Origin of the sequence: Planktothrix mougeotii LEGE 06226, from assembly GCF_015207485.1 — a bacterium.
In the GTDB taxonomy this organism is placed as follows: Bacteria; Cyanobacteriota; Cyanobacteriia; order Cyanobacteriales; family Microcoleaceae; genus Planktothrix.
Genome location: NZ_JADEWU010000116.1, coordinates 1 through 13,554, shown reverse-complemented (window position 1 = coordinate 13,554; position 13,554 = coordinate 1). Strand labels below are relative to the sequence as shown.

Annotated in this window: 17 protein-coding genes; 11 read left to right on the top strand and 6 right to left on the bottom strand. The window is 36.9% G+C overall.

Annotated elements, in window-relative coordinates; genetic code table 11:
* Window positions 1–237 precede the first annotated feature (237 nt).
* Entirely contained in the window at window positions 238–771 is a 534-nt protein-coding gene (locus IQ236_RS26190) for a hypothetical protein (protein WP_193871990.1), read from the top strand.
* An 88-nt stretch (window positions 772–859) separates the two neighbouring features.
* Here the strand turns inward: IQ236_RS26190 and IQ236_RS26185 are convergent, their stop codons facing one another.
* Together IQ236_RS26185 and IQ236_RS26180 are read right to left on the bottom strand one after the other, a co-directional pair.
* Entirely contained in the window at window positions 860–1,078 is a 219-nt protein-coding gene (locus IQ236_RS26185; protein ID WP_190518484.1) for a hypothetical protein, read from the bottom strand.
* The gene (locus tag IQ236_RS26180) at window positions 1,075–2,907 is read right to left on the bottom strand and encodes a S8 family peptidase (protein WP_193871989.1); all 1,833 of its coding nucleotides are present in this window, start codon (window positions 2,905–2,907) and stop codon (window positions 1,075–1,077) included. Before IQ236_RS26180 ends, IQ236_RS26185 begins: the two co-directional genes overlap by 4 nt.
* Before the next feature lie 205 nt (window positions 2,908–3,112).
* On the opposite strand from IQ236_RS26180, the gene IQ236_RS26175 reads away from it, so the two are divergent.
* From IQ236_RS26175 to IQ236_RS26135, 9 genes are all read left to right on the top strand, one after another.
* The gene (locus IQ236_RS26175; protein WP_193871988.1) at window positions 3,113–3,532 is read left to right on the top strand and encodes a hypothetical protein; all 420 of its coding nucleotides are present in this window, start codon (window positions 3,113–3,115) and stop codon (window positions 3,530–3,532) included.
* A 112-nt stretch (window positions 3,533–3,644) separates the two neighbouring features.
* Window positions 3,645–4,151, top strand: a complete 507-nt coding sequence (locus IQ236_RS26170; protein WP_193871987.1) for a hypothetical protein — start codon at window positions 3,645–3,647, stop codon at window positions 4,149–4,151.
* Between the two features lie 55 nt (window positions 4,152–4,206).
* Window positions 4,207–5,094, top strand: coding sequence for a hypothetical protein (locus IQ236_RS26165; RefSeq protein WP_193871986.1), 888 nt, complete (start codon window positions 4,207–4,209; stop codon window positions 5,092–5,094).
* A gap of 122 nt (window positions 5,095–5,216) precedes the next feature.
* Entirely contained in the window at window positions 5,217–5,675 is a 459-nt protein-coding gene (locus tag IQ236_RS26160; protein WP_072719856.1) for a DUF2996 domain-containing protein, read from the top strand.
* 79 nt (window positions 5,676–5,754) lie between these two features.
* On the top strand, window positions 5,755–6,156 hold the full coding sequence (gene msrB / locus IQ236_RS26155; protein ID WP_072719855.1) for a peptide-methionine (R)-S-oxide reductase MsrB: 402 nt from the start codon (window positions 5,755–5,757) through the stop codon (window positions 6,154–6,156).
* Window positions 6,157–6,321: 165 nt separating this feature from the next.
* The gene (locus IQ236_RS26150) at window positions 6,322–6,984 is read left to right on the top strand and encodes an NAD(P)H-binding protein (protein WP_193871991.1); all 663 of its coding nucleotides are present in this window, start codon (window positions 6,322–6,324) and stop codon (window positions 6,982–6,984) included.
* On the top strand, window positions 6,984–7,688 hold the full coding sequence (locus tag IQ236_RS26145) for a glycoside hydrolase family 24 protein (RefSeq protein ID WP_193871985.1): 705 nt from the start codon (window positions 6,984–6,986) through the stop codon (window positions 7,686–7,688). The genes IQ236_RS26150 and IQ236_RS26145 overlap by 1 nt, the downstream gene beginning before the upstream one ends.
* Before the next feature lie 121 nt (window positions 7,689–7,809).
* Window positions 7,810–8,073, top strand: coding sequence for an AbrB/MazE/SpoVT family DNA-binding domain-containing protein (locus IQ236_RS26140; protein ID WP_193871984.1), 264 nt, complete (start codon window positions 7,810–7,812; stop codon window positions 8,071–8,073).
* Window positions 8,073–8,486 (top strand): putative toxin-antitoxin system toxin component, PIN family, encoded by a 414-nt coding sequence (locus IQ236_RS26135; protein ID WP_193871983.1) that lies wholly within the window; start codon window positions 8,073–8,075, stop codon window positions 8,484–8,486. The genes IQ236_RS26140 and IQ236_RS26135 overlap by 1 nt, the downstream gene beginning before the upstream one ends.
* 31 nt (window positions 8,487–8,517) lie before the next feature.
* Here IQ236_RS26135 and IQ236_RS26130 read toward each other — a convergent pair whose 3' ends face one another.
* The 4 genes from IQ236_RS26130 to IQ236_RS26115 form a co-directional block, all read right to left on the bottom strand.
* Complete coding sequence (locus IQ236_RS26130; RefSeq protein WP_193871982.1) at window positions 8,518–8,844, bottom strand: helix-turn-helix domain-containing protein; 327 nt, start codon at window positions 8,842–8,844, stop codon at window positions 8,518–8,520.
* Window positions 8,841–9,215, bottom strand: a complete 375-nt coding sequence (locus tag IQ236_RS26125; RefSeq protein WP_193871981.1) for a type II toxin-antitoxin system RelE/ParE family toxin — start codon at window positions 9,213–9,215, stop codon at window positions 8,841–8,843. Before IQ236_RS26125 ends, IQ236_RS26130 begins: the two co-directional genes overlap by 4 nt.
* Before the next feature lie 240 nt (window positions 9,216–9,455).
* The gene (locus IQ236_RS26120) at window positions 9,456–10,535 is read right to left on the bottom strand and encodes a CHAT domain-containing protein (protein WP_193871980.1); all 1,080 of its coding nucleotides are present in this window, start codon (window positions 10,533–10,535) and stop codon (window positions 9,456–9,458) included.
* Window positions 10,536–10,644: 109 nt separating this feature from the next.
* Window positions 10,645–12,030, bottom strand: coding sequence for a DUF1822 family protein (locus IQ236_RS26115; protein WP_193871979.1), 1,386 nt, complete (start codon window positions 12,028–12,030; stop codon window positions 10,645–10,647).
* Between the two features lie 472 nt (window positions 12,031–12,502).
* On the opposite strand from IQ236_RS26115, the gene IQ236_RS26110 reads away from it, so the two are divergent.
* The gene (locus tag IQ236_RS26110) at window positions 12,503–13,423 is read left to right on the top strand and encodes an RtcB family protein (RefSeq protein ID WP_193871978.1); all 921 of its coding nucleotides are present in this window, start codon (window positions 12,503–12,505) and stop codon (window positions 13,421–13,423) included.
* Window positions 13,424–13,554 lie beyond the last annotated feature (131 nt).

Here is a 13,554-nt window from a genome sequence, read left to right as displayed (position 1 = left end):
CATGGGGAGATGGGGAGGGGAAATAATTAACGTTTAACTGTTGAGTTCTGCTAGGTTTCTGCTATTATAGCAAGTCTAAATCAGTTGTATAAATGTCTTAAAATTCAATTTATCGTAGGGGCGAGGCGCGCCTCGCCCCTACTGGGATTTGTGTCCTTTTTTTAAGATTAATAATATTGATGATTATGATTGTACAATCCCTTTAGAATTGCTATATATATTATTTTATTTTAATTTATGAATTCAATTAATAAAACGGCTAAAATTTTTATTGCTTTTATCTTGATTTTTAATAGTTTAATTGTTCCAGTGCGATCGCAAATATTACCCGAAGAAGATTCTGTATCCCCTGACCTGAATAAACCGCCTAAACCCTGTTTTTCAGAAGATGCGGTTTTACCCTTTCCTCCTCTATCTCAAACTGAACCGAGTATTCCCAGTCTTTGGTTAGCACAACAACTTTATGGAGGTAAAGTTCTGCAAACTTGGTATATTGAAAATAGCGTTATTCAACTTTCACCTAATCTTTATTTAGATTCCCCTGTAACCTTAGTTGTAGAGCGAGAAAATTGGAATGCAGAACGATATTTAGGACAATATGTATTTGTGAATCGATTTGCTAATGTGACTCGAAGTTATGGTTATAATTTACGAGTCTGTAATCTACAAGGAGATTTATTAGCCTATTATCAGTGTGATTTCACAACCTCTCCTTTACGTTGTCAAGTTCAAATTCGGTCTACAGGTTTAACCAGAAGAGATTTTAAATAATTAAGTTTTGGGGCGGGTTATGTTAGAGAATTTGTGACTTACAAAATTCCTGAATCAACCCACCCCCACGCTTAAAATCAATCAGAAATTAAGCAGTTTCAAAGGAGTCGATTTGTAAAACCGGGCCAATCATTGCTAAGGTCATGACATCATCTCGAACCTGACCTTGAACCGTAACTTTTAACCCTGCTTTTTGCAAATCTGAAGGAGGATTGTGTAGTTCATAGGTTTTGTTATCGCTGACTAATGCCCAGGTTCCAAAACCAAATCCTTTGCGTTCAATAGTGCCTGTTACTGTAATAGTCATACGGTTTTCACTTGAGTTTTAATGGCTAAACGAGCTAAACCAAAACATAACAAAGCGTTGAGAATCAGGAACAGTTGAGCAACCCAGCCTGTTCCTAATCCCCAAACAGCAGGAGACACTATCGCATTAATTCCTAAACAACTCGCGGTTCCAATCGTCAGTCCAATGGCAATCCACTTCCATTGGGGATGTCCAAGCAATAATACAATCAAAATGGCGGGAATCAGTACACTGGCAAAAATGGGATTTAATACAGCATTTCCTTGAATTGCAGAGCCTAATTCCGGTACAGAACTGCCCATAATTCGCATCGGCCATTGAGGTAAATCAAAGATATAGAAACCTCGCAGGAAAAATAAACCACTACTTCCCGCAATTAATCCTCCGGTTAATGACCAACCCCATTGGAAGGGGAAATAATTTCGCAGAAACCAAGCTAATAAATAGGAACCTAAAACCATCGCTAATTTAGGCAATAATGCCACAGCCCCACCATCAACCCAAAACCGAGGATTCAGATAGCCATTATCGCGTAACCACCGGAAGAAATCGCGGAAGGTAATTTGTCCTTTTAATGCCATTTGTACAGCATTAGTTGCATCTAAATGACCCGCCCCAAAATGATTTAAAGGGTCTTCTGGAACTTTTCGGGCAGATTCTTTGAGAAGATTAACAACTTGGTCGGGTTCGATAACGCCACTGGCTTTAATTAATGCTGCTACCCCAGCCACATGAGGTGCTGCCATACTGGTTCCTTGAAAGGCGGCAAATACAGCTTCACCCGTGGTCGGGTCAATGGTATTTTGTAAGATTCCTCCGACTTCATTTTCTCCTTCAATTAATCCTCCCGGAGCGGCAATATCAACACCAGCCCCAAAGTTAGAATAGGGAGTTTTATTTCCAGCCGCATCTAAAGCAGCAACACCCAAAACTTTGGGATAACGGGCTGGATATCCGGCGGAATTTTGCCCTGCATTTCCCGCAGCACCAACAATGACAATTCTTTTAGAATAGGCATAATCAATGGCTTCTTGCATTAACCCACTTTCGCCACTTCCCCCTAAACTTAAATTAATCACATCAGCGCCATGGTCAGCCGCAAATTTAATCGCTTCTGCAATATCAGAAATGGTTCCGCCCCCTCCTGCACTTAAGACTTTTAAGGGCATAATTTTGGCTCTGTAAGCAATTCCAGTTACGCCATAATTATTATTAGTAGATTGGGCAATCGTTCCAGCAACATGGGTTCCATGTCCGTTATCATCAAAGGCTTCTATTTTATCGTTGACAAAATCATAGCCTTGCACAAATTGGGTTTGTTCTAAATCAGGAACCCGACTGACTCCGGTATCAATAACGGCAACGGTAATTCCTTCTCCTTGGGTTTCACTCCAAGCCCCTTCAATATTAATACTGCGAAAATTCCATTGTTGACCGTATAATGGATCATTAGGAATGGTATTGGCTGTATGATAAATAATCGCGGCTTGGGCATTTTTCCCTGGAATTTCATCAGCCCGATAAATGTAGTTGGGTTCTATAAATTCCGTTTGCTTTCCTAGGGATTTTCTCAAGGATTTCAGTAGTTTTTCATCCCCGCGAACAACATAAACGTGATCTTCCTGGGAAAATTCACTATTGAGATAGGGAACAATTTGATATTGTTCAGCGAGTGACCGAACTTGGTTGGCAATTTGTTCTTCTCCTAACGATTCTCGAAAGTCAAGGACAATGCTGTCATAACTGCCTTGATTTGCTAGACCCGAAAAGTTAGAAATTGCCCAGCCTAAGCCCATTAAAAATAAGCAGAAGAGGAAAAATTTTTTCATCGTTTTTCAACGCTTGGGGTTGATGAGAGGTTGACACTTTCCAGAAACCGGGTTTGGTGAAACTAAATCTTGTGGACAACCGACAAAGGGAAGAAACCCGGTTTCTTGGGTGCTGTTCCCTGTTATACAATCGTGTTTCTATTCTATCTACTGTTCTCAAAATAAAGGATCATAGAAAATAAATTTATACGGAGTAAAAATTGCAATGGAACGTGGTTTATTGTGGCTTCCCCTACTGGCGGTGTTTATCGGTTTAGCGTGGTCGGGTTGGAATGAATACCAAAAACTGGAAGCTTATCAAGCCTGGGCGACAAATTTTGATAAAGCTAAATATGATATTTATGCAGTCTTGGGGTTAAAGGAAGCAGACTTAACCTGGGGAAAACCCACCCGCAAAGGGCCAATTAATTTACAAACCTTTTCCCTCAACCAGGTAGCGTCTCTAGGATTATTCGTGGATAATCAAGCTATTGACCCCAATATTCCCCCGGAGAAAGGAAAAGCGATTGCCTTAGAATTTAGATTCAAAGATTCTGCTAAAATTGTCCAAATTCCCTTTACTGAAATTTCTCTGGCTGTCCGGTGGTATAACTATCTTCAATCCTTGATGCAATCAACCTTATAGAACTTCTGGCTTCTCGATCTGTGTAAAAAGCGTATACTAGGGAGAATAGCGGTTATTTTCCTCAAGATTGAGGAAATAATGGGTTATTTTTACCTTCTGTCTAACTGAACCTATGAATTTAAAACGATTTCCTAAAGTTTTAATTGCCTTAACTTTGGCAATGTCGTTATTTGTATCCGCTTGTGCTGGAACAACTTCCGCGCCACCGCAGGGGAATCAATCTGTTAGTAGTCCAGTGCAACCTGCTGTTGCACAGAAACCCGTTTCGGGGGGAAGTTTTAATAAATTTTTCCCAAAAAGTGAAGATGAGTATAAAGTGGTTTTTACTCAAGAAAAAACGGGTTTTGCTGAAGCCAAATTGAATGAAAATGGACAAAATGTAGCAATGCTTTCGATTAATGATTTGGCTAATAGTCCTAGCGCGGCTACAAAATTTAAAAGCAGTAGCAAAACCATTGAGGGCTTTCCGGCGGTGACTCAAGGCACAACTATCACTGCTATTTTAGTCTCTAACCGCTATCAAGTTAAAGTTCAATCTCGTTCAGATTCTTTTGATGCCGATGACCGAGAAGAATGGATTGAAAAATTTGATTTAAGTGGATTATCCCGACTAAAATAATATCGATAAATTCGATAAATTGAGTTTTTTACAATAGTTTTTGAGGAGAAGGATTGTGAGCAAAACGATTACTCAATTAGTGGATGAATTACCCACAGGTGGCGTTACCGTCATGGTTTTACGCGGGTTAGACTTTGTAATTCCCGGTCAATGGAATAATTTAGTTGGGTTTGAAAATACCGTTCGCACGGTTACAGGAGAAAATGATCCCGCCCTGATTCAACAAGTCAGTGAACGGGCGTTATGGTTGTATAATGATAAAAAGGAAGGCTATCAAAAAGCATTGTGGTTATATCAAACCATTGATAGTGCTGGAACCGCTTTAGGAACAGCAGCGTTAGCCAATAAAATTGGAGAAAATGTTAGCTTTTTAGGATTTTTAAATCATTTAACTCCTAAAGCCAATAAAGCCCAAGCCATTGATTTATCCTTGAAATTAGTGGCAGAATTAGTAGGATTTTGTTTAATTAATGGAATTCCCGGTGATAGTATTGGGGATTTTTTAGCGGCATTAGGAGATTATAGTGGCGAATCTTTAATGCGGATGACGGCGTTAGTTTGTTTGGATGGTTTAATTCCGTTAGGGCCAGATTTTATTAGTTCGGCGTTATCCACTATTGGAAACTTAACCCCAAAAGAATTAGAACAAAATGAAGGCTTTAAACGGATTAATGATGTCATCCCTGGGAAAACTTCTGAAGGGAAATTACAATTTATTCAAGGAAGTTTTGATTCGGTCAAGGGTTGGATGGGAGATTTTGTTTCCCAACATAATTTAACCCCCGAAAAAGTAGTTAAAAATCTGCAAGGGTTTGTTGATATTACCAATGATAAGTTAGATTATGTCGCTGCATTTTTGGACATGACCACTAACTATTATACCCATACAGGAACTCAAACCTTAGCCCGTCGTTTAATTGAACGGGCCGTCGCAGAAATTTAATCCGGGATAGAGTAAGAATGTAGGGGTAGGGTTTTCCCACCCCTGCATTGTGATCTGTGATCCGTTAAAATATTTTTAATATTGCAGTGAATTGTTGTTGACATTAACAGAAGGAAGTCTCTATGTCTGAGGAAACAAAACCCAAGGCTGAAACCACCGCCCCAGAAACAGAAGCGAAAAAACCTGCCGAGAAGAAACCCAAAGCACCTGCTTTAGAAGATAAACCCTTTCCAGAGTTTATCCAACAAGACTATATTCCCGCCTTACAAAAAGCATTAAATAGTCAAGGCGTTGAGGATTTAGACCTGAAATTTGCTAAAGAAAAATTGCCTTCGGGGTTAGGAATTAATGAAGATTGTTGGCAAGTAGTTGGTAAATGGCAAGCGGGAAAGCGACAGTTTAATCTCTATTTTCCCAATGAAGATATCAAATCTCAAAAGCTATTTACCTGTGCTTTAAATGGGAATAAACCCTCTACGATTGAATCATTTTTAGTCGATGAACGAAAGATTACCCTCGATTTATTAGTGTTTGGAGTTGTTCAACGTCTGAATGCACAAAAATGGTTAACTCGTAACTAATTCTAATTTTAATCCTAGTTTGTTGGGTTGAGGCGAAACCCAACCCTGTATCAATCACCCCATTTGTCCTAGAGGTTTTATGGTAGAAAAAATCAAAAAAACGGATGCTGAATGGAAACAACAATTAACCGATGAACAGTTCCATGTAACTCGCAAAAAAGGCACGGAACGCGCATTTACTGGAAAATACCATAATAATAAAGAAAAGGGTATTTATAAATGCGTTTGTTGTGGCACAGAGTTATTTAGTTCTGAGACAAAATTTGATTCAGGAACCGGATGGCCGAGTTTTTGGCAACCGCTCAAAGAAGATAATATTAGTTTAAAAAGTGATGTTAGTTTCTTCATGCGTCGAACTGAAGTTCTTTGTGCGGCTTGTGATGCCCATTTAGGTCATGTTTTTGAGGATGGGCCTAAACCTACTGGACAACGTTATTGTATGAATTCTGCGGCGTTAGATTTTGAGAAATCTGAAGATTAACCTCACTCCTTTCCCAAGCGGAAACTTGGTTAAAACAGGAAGATATGTGCAGACAATTGGTAAATGGGCATCAATCCAATAATAAATCCAATCTAGCCTATCTTAACTTTATAAATTTTGATGTTGTTTGCACAACTTAACCCCTACTTAGAAACCTTTGATCACATGAAAGCATTTGTCGCGGGTGCAACGGGAGAAACAGGACGGCGGATTGTCGCTGAATTAGTCAAGCGGGAAATTCCCGTAAAGGCTTTGGTTCGGGATATCGAAACGGCTCAACAAATTTTACCGCCAACGGTTGAACTGGTGACGGGAGATGTCTTAAAACCCGACACTTTAGCCACAGCCATCCGTGATTGTACGGTTGTATTGTGTGCCACAGGTGCAAGACCCAGTTTTGATCCCACCGGGCCCTATCAAGTCGATTATCAAGGAACCCAAAATTTAGTTGATGTCGCCAAAGCTCAGGGAATTGAACACTTTGTTTTAGTGACTTCTCTATGTGTTTCCCAATTTTTTCACCCATTAAATTTATTTTGGTTAATTTTAGTGTGGAAAAAACAAGCGGAGGAATATCTACAAAAAAGCGGTTTAACCTATACGATTGTGCGTCCAGGTGGTTTAAAAAATGAGGATAATAATAACAACATTGTGATGCAGTCCGCCGATACATTATTTGAGGGGAGTATTCCCCGAACTAAAGTGGCTCAAGTTTGCGTAGAAGCCTTATTTTTGGATAATTCTCGAAATAAAATTGTTGAAATTGTAGCAAATTCAGAGGCTGATCCAAAACCTTTTGAACAACTTTTTGCTAGTGTATTGAACTAATGGGAATATCTCGAAGAAAAGACCAACTTCGTCGTCGAAAGCGACTATTTTGGAGCGTTTTGCTGCTGTTTAGTTTAACCTTTATTGGAGTGAGAAGTTGTCAAGGAAAATATCAATTTGAACCCTTACTGGATCAACAGGTAGAAGCACAATGGCCACCATTAGTTATGCGCGGTGGTGACCCCTATATTCGGGCTTTGATGCGAACCATTTCCGCCAGTGAATCCAGTTACTCTGACCCCTATTATGTTTTATATGGGGGCAAATATGTCTCGGATTTGCATCGCCATCCCGATGAGTGTATTAAGATTGTTACAGGCCCGAATCAAGGCAAATGTAGCACCGCAGCCGGACGCTATCAAATGTTAAAAACAACTTGGGATGAAAAAGCCGAACACTACCATCCTAAACCCGCTCAATTTTGGTTTTGGCTTCCCTATAGTTTTGAACCCGAATATCAAGATACAGTGGTTTATCGTTGGTTATTAGATGATAAATTCTGGGGAGTCAATATTTCTCAATTATTGCGCGAAGATAGACTCGATGAAGTGTTGAAATTATTATCAGGAACCTGGACAAGTTTAGGCTATGGAATTGAAGATAACATGATTACCAGTGACCTACCCGAAATTTATAATAAAATCTTACAAAATGAACTCAATCACGAAAATGGAGAATTGTGGGTTAATCAAGATTCTCCTTAACAACATCTAAAGTATGAGAGCCTTTTGCTATAATTGTAGGGTGGGCTATGCCCACCAAACCTAAGCTCAATCTAATCCTCATTTTCTTCAAATCATCACACTAATAACTCAGGAAAAAAACATGACAACAAAACTCATTGCTAAAGTTACTTCTGAAGGAAAATTAGAAATTCCCACAGAAATTTTACAACAACTGCAACCTTTAACCGAATATGAAATATCAATTACAGAAAATGAAATTAAACTGACAAAAACTCCAAAAAAGTTAAGCTTAGATGAGTTATTTCAACGGATTGATGAATCCGAACCAGATCCCAATCAGCCAAGTTTAGAAGAAATTAGTGAAATAGTCAAAGAAGTTAGACAAGAATTGTGGGGTAAATAATGAGAGTTGTTCTTGATGTTAATGTCTGGATATCAGCTTTATTATGGTCAGGAGTACCCCGTGAAATTATACAATTAGCACAAGCTAATCAAATTACTATATTCGCTTCTCAAGATTTATTTCACGAATTAGAAACAACTTTAAAACGAAATAAATTTGCATCTAAAATTCAATCTCTCGGTTTAACAGTTGAAGACTTACTAGATGCAAGTACAGAAGTTTTAAACTTTTGCCCTAATGTTTCTATTAACGTACCCCAATTAAGAGATCCGAAAGATAATCATATTTTAGCAACTGCTTTATCCGCTCAGGCTGAAGTTTTAATTACGGGAGATCAAGACTTATTAGTGTTAAATAATTTTAGAGGAATACGGATTATGAAGCCCACCGATTTCCTAAATATTTATTTTTAATGTTACTTAAAGACAGAGGAATTAGTATTTTTCAAAGGGCGATCGCTGTTTCTACATCTTGATTTCCTTGATTTCTTGGACGAAGATATAAAGTAACTTCTATATCGAGTCGTTTCAGAAAATTGAGAAGTTTACCTTCACTGAATTGTTGAAATTCCCCCTTCATCAAATCAGATACTTCCCTTTGTGTAATACCGAGAATTTTGCTAATGTCCTGCTGTTTTAGATTACGTCTTTGGAGCAAACGTACTACTTGGATTCCTATTTTTCCCCGTGTCAAAAGTTCATCCGCATCATCCAAACCAAGGTCAGCAAATACATTACCACTACTTTCTTCAAAAATTTGTTCTTGTGTCATTGTGATTTCTCCCTTACCACTGCATCTTTATAACGTTGTTTAATCAGGTCAACATCAACCTGGGGCGTTTTGATACCTTTCTTTGATTTCTTTTGAAAAGCGTGGAGAACATAAATTTTTTCCCCAATTTTAACAGCGTAAACTGCTCGATAAGTATCTGTATCATAACGTTTAATAATTTCATAGACTCCAGATCCGACTCCCTTAAAGGGCTTCGCTTCTAAAGGTGTTTCCCCCGCTTGTACTAATTGTAACGCATAACCGATAGATATACGCACTGTCTCAGGAAACTCACGGATATTTTGACGAGAATCTCCCATCCAAACTAAAGGGCGTAAAGAAATATCTATATTTTCCTCACGTTCAGTCATTTTAATTTTATTGAGTTGAGTTGAGAACTAGATAATTGTGGCATAGATTAGAGAGTTTTTAGATTAAATACCCATTATAGCAAATAACCCTAACTGAAACAACTTCAGACGATTATAGCCACTGCTTTATCCGCTCAGGCTGAAGTTTTAATTACAGGACATCAAGATTTATTAGTGTTAGATAATTTTAGAGGAATACGGATTATGAAACCTACCGATTTTCTGAATCTTTATCATACTCTAACCTAGTAAATCATTCCAACTAGGAGGATTTACAGCCGGATTTTGAAAAAGAACAGGTAGCCAAGAAGCACAGGGATAAATATGTTCTAAACTTTGTAATTTTTCTCTAGCTTCTCTGAGTGACAAATACAAAGATTTACCCCCAGAATAAGCGGTTAAAAAGTAGTTTAAAAATTCCTGTGCTACTTGATCTGGTACAGGTTCACGCATTACAATAATTTGAGGAATATTTAATTGTGATAATTCATTGGCTAAACCTAAACCATCACAGGAGTTAAAAATAGCAAGTTTTAATCCTGTTTCAATAGCTTTTTGTAAAGCATATTTCAACTTAGAGATGGCAATTTTATCGGTAGGATTAATATAGATAGTACCAGTATTTTTATCTTGATCACTTTCACTATGTCCAGCAAAAAATAAAATATCCCATTGTTTTTCAAAAAGAGATTGATTGATGGTTTGACGAGTATGCTCTACAAGAAATGTAACTTCTGCATCAGGAGTAAATGTTTCAAGAAATTGACGTTCTTTTTCTGTATTTATATGATCAACAGATCCTAAAATAGCTAAAATAGATACTTTATGTTTTTTATTATTATATGTTTGATTTCCAGAAATTATCTGATATTGAAGTGGAGCAAATGCTATTTCCGCGTTAGAGTAATAAGTAAAAATATCCCATAGATACCAAGGTATTTGTTTAATATGAATATTATCACTTTGAATAATTATTCTAATTTCACTCGATTTATTAAAATTAGAAAATAAAGTGTCTCTCACTATAATAAATGATTCAGATTTCAACCATTTATTAAGTTCTTTTTCTAAATGCTTCGCTGATTCGTCAATCTCATGACTAGAAAAGTTTGTTTGTGTTTCTTTTTTTTCTAGTCTTACAAAACGATAATTTTGAAATTTTTGATATAAACATTGCCATGTTTTAAAAATGTCTAATATTTCAGGTGCTGGGGGGAGTTTCCCGCAGATACCTTGAATAAGACGCTCATCTTTTAAAATATCTACTACTACCAAAAAACCAGTTTCAAAATCTCCATAAAACACTATTTTTACTAGCACATTTTTAACCTTAAAAATAGAACAATAGTTTTAAAGTTAGGCGTATTTTCTTTCCTTAAGTTATTGAAATACTGCGATCAAGAATTAACCTAACTTTAATAAACATTGGCTAAATGATGAAATCCTCTCTAAATTTAGCACATCCTAAACTAATTTCGATGGAAAATGTCTCACTCACTTGACCTGAAAGCTTAAGCTGAATCCAATTATCGTTATCGCCTGATTTTACTTCTGAAAATACTTCTTTATTTTCATCATAAATAATTAACTCAAGATTAGAGGGTAAATGCAATTGTTCTTTCATGGGATAAACTCGAATAGTAATGATAAAATCCTGCTCATTATCAGGTGTAATACCAACAACTAAAGCTAAGGATTGACCATCATTAGCCATTCCTAAGTTGATTTCTTTCCAACGAATTTCAGGTGAATGATTAACTGCTTTACGAGTTGCATACACCAAAGGTACATCTTCATTTTGCAATAAAGATTCAAAACTTAACCAAGCAGAATCCAACTTATCATTCAACCATTCACTCAAGGGTAAAGGATTCAGTAAATAGCGATATTGATGATAATTGTCCCGTACTTCTTCTAACTTGGGTTTACCATGTCTTCTCCATAAAGCATGGAGATTTTTGTCAGAGATCCCATATTTTCTTGCTAGTGCTGTAAAATTAGATTGAGAGTTTTCTTTTTTCTTGGCAATCAGTAACGCTAAGGTGCGTAAATTGCATTCAGGAATATCACGAGTTGTCTTTTTACTAAAATTTTCATCTCTTTCAATAAAACGTTGTACAATTAGACTTTGTTCTAAAGTTTCAGCCTTTTCCAGTAAAAATTCTGGGCTATTATCATTATCAGGAACATCGGAAAAACTACTGTCTTGATTTTCGGTGATAATCGGCTGATCTAAACTCTGAATTACTTTCAAGGGTTGACGAGTTGAACGGTAAACATCGTAAATATCAAGAAGTAAGATACTGTTCACCCAATTGACAAAATGACTGCGGAATTGAGATTCTTGGATTTCAAGAATCAATCGTGCATTATACTTTCTATGTTTAAGCCATCCATAAAGTTTTTTATTAACAGCTTTCGATGTTGTTTCTAATGCGGTAGAATAACCACAGTGATTATACTTCCAAATATTAGGTAAGGAAGGAAATAAACCAATAATTTTGTCGAGAGTTAGCCGAGAATTTTGATTGTTAAGTTCATACAAAATAGATAGGGATATTCCGAACTGACTTACAACTATCCCATTGATTTCACTATCTTGGCAATAATCTACTTCTCGGCTTAAATGATACAAAACAGAAATCTCAACTCCATAGCATAAATAATAATCTAATATCAGTCTTTGTAAATACAGATCCATCTCCCTTTGCTCTCTTTTGGATAATAAAGGATCAACCTTCTCTAGTAAACCATAGGATAAGAGTTTTTCTTTCAAATACTGGCGTTTTTGGTGGTTATTAGCTTGGTTACTCATGGTTTCTCCTCAAAAATCGCTTTATCAACTCGCAGAGGTCGCATTAAGCGCAAAAATTCTCTGCTTATGTTGCTTATCGAAAGAAACAGAGAATTTATACACCAACTGGTGAAAAAATTTTTTCCGTGAGTAAACCTCCCTCTACACCATTATAACTAAGGCAGAACTTATGCACTGCTCTCCCAGGAGTAAAAAAACCGTGTGTCCCTCGTTAGGGTTTAGGGGTGAAAGCTGGAGCTTATGTTCAGAAACCGGGTTTTTGCGTCAGTCCTATAAGGAACATCTATCCATCGAATTTTACAAAAACATTTTGCTAAGATAAAATTAATTTTTACAAAAATATTAATTTACAAAACTTTACAACTGTTTTGCATAATTCTAGGCTATTTGATCAGATAACCTCCATAGAATAATCTGGAGGAACACAAACCAATCACAGATATTCATAACTTTAATATCCCCAACAAAAACCATGAAAACCACAAAAATAATTAACCATTCCTTAGAAGCAGATTGGCAAATTCTTCAATGGTTTAATCCCCGTTTTTATAATGATTTTCTTGTAGAAGCGGTGGTATTACCCGATGTTTGTCCAGCCGGAATTATCCCGAATGGAACAATGGCAATTGTCAAAAAAGATTGGCTTTCTAGCTTTGCTTTTCGAGAAGCAATTGGTGATATTGGTTGTGCCATGTCTCATGGGGTTATTGTCAATTTTAATTTAGATTTATTACCCACAGCATGGAATCATCTTTATCGTAAATTAAAAGGATTAAACAAAACAATTTTGGGTTCAGGAAATCATTTTATTGATGCTTGTATTAATCAAAACAATGAATTAGTAATTTTAGTTCATGTTGGCTCACGAATGACCTCTCCAGAAAAGAAGGAATTCAACTATAATTATGATTACCAAAATTACTTAGATCGAGCGTTTGAAAATCATGCTGAGATTTGGGATTGTATTCGAGAAATTTTGGGTGATTATAAAGATTTAATTGTTCTTCCCCATGATACCGTGATTCATGATGGTGGCTTTATGGTTTTGCGTAAAGGAGTTACCCATAGTCCAGTTAATGCTCCTATTTTAATCGCATCTTCCTTTGATGATGTTATAACTTTAGGAAAAGCCAATCATGGAATTACTGAAATTGGTTGTTCTATGTCTCATGGTACAGGAAGATGTCGCTCTCGCGGTGAAGCCAAAGAAGTAGAAATTGATCAAAAATCTTTGCGTCAGCGTATTATTATTCCTGATGAATTAGATGATAATAGTTGGCGTTTAGAGTCTCCGATTCATTATCGCAGAAGTGAGGATATTCTGCAAAAAATTGATTCATTTATTCAGGTAACAGATCAATTATTACCGATTGCTTTTATGGGGGGTTTTTAGGTTATTGACACTCCCACCCCTACGCTACGCTCTTAGGGTGGGATTCTCGTATCTAGCCCAGTCAAACAAAGACAATTGAATGTACTCTTCTTGTTTCACTGTATTCACCGAGTTCGGGGGTGTGCCAAGCA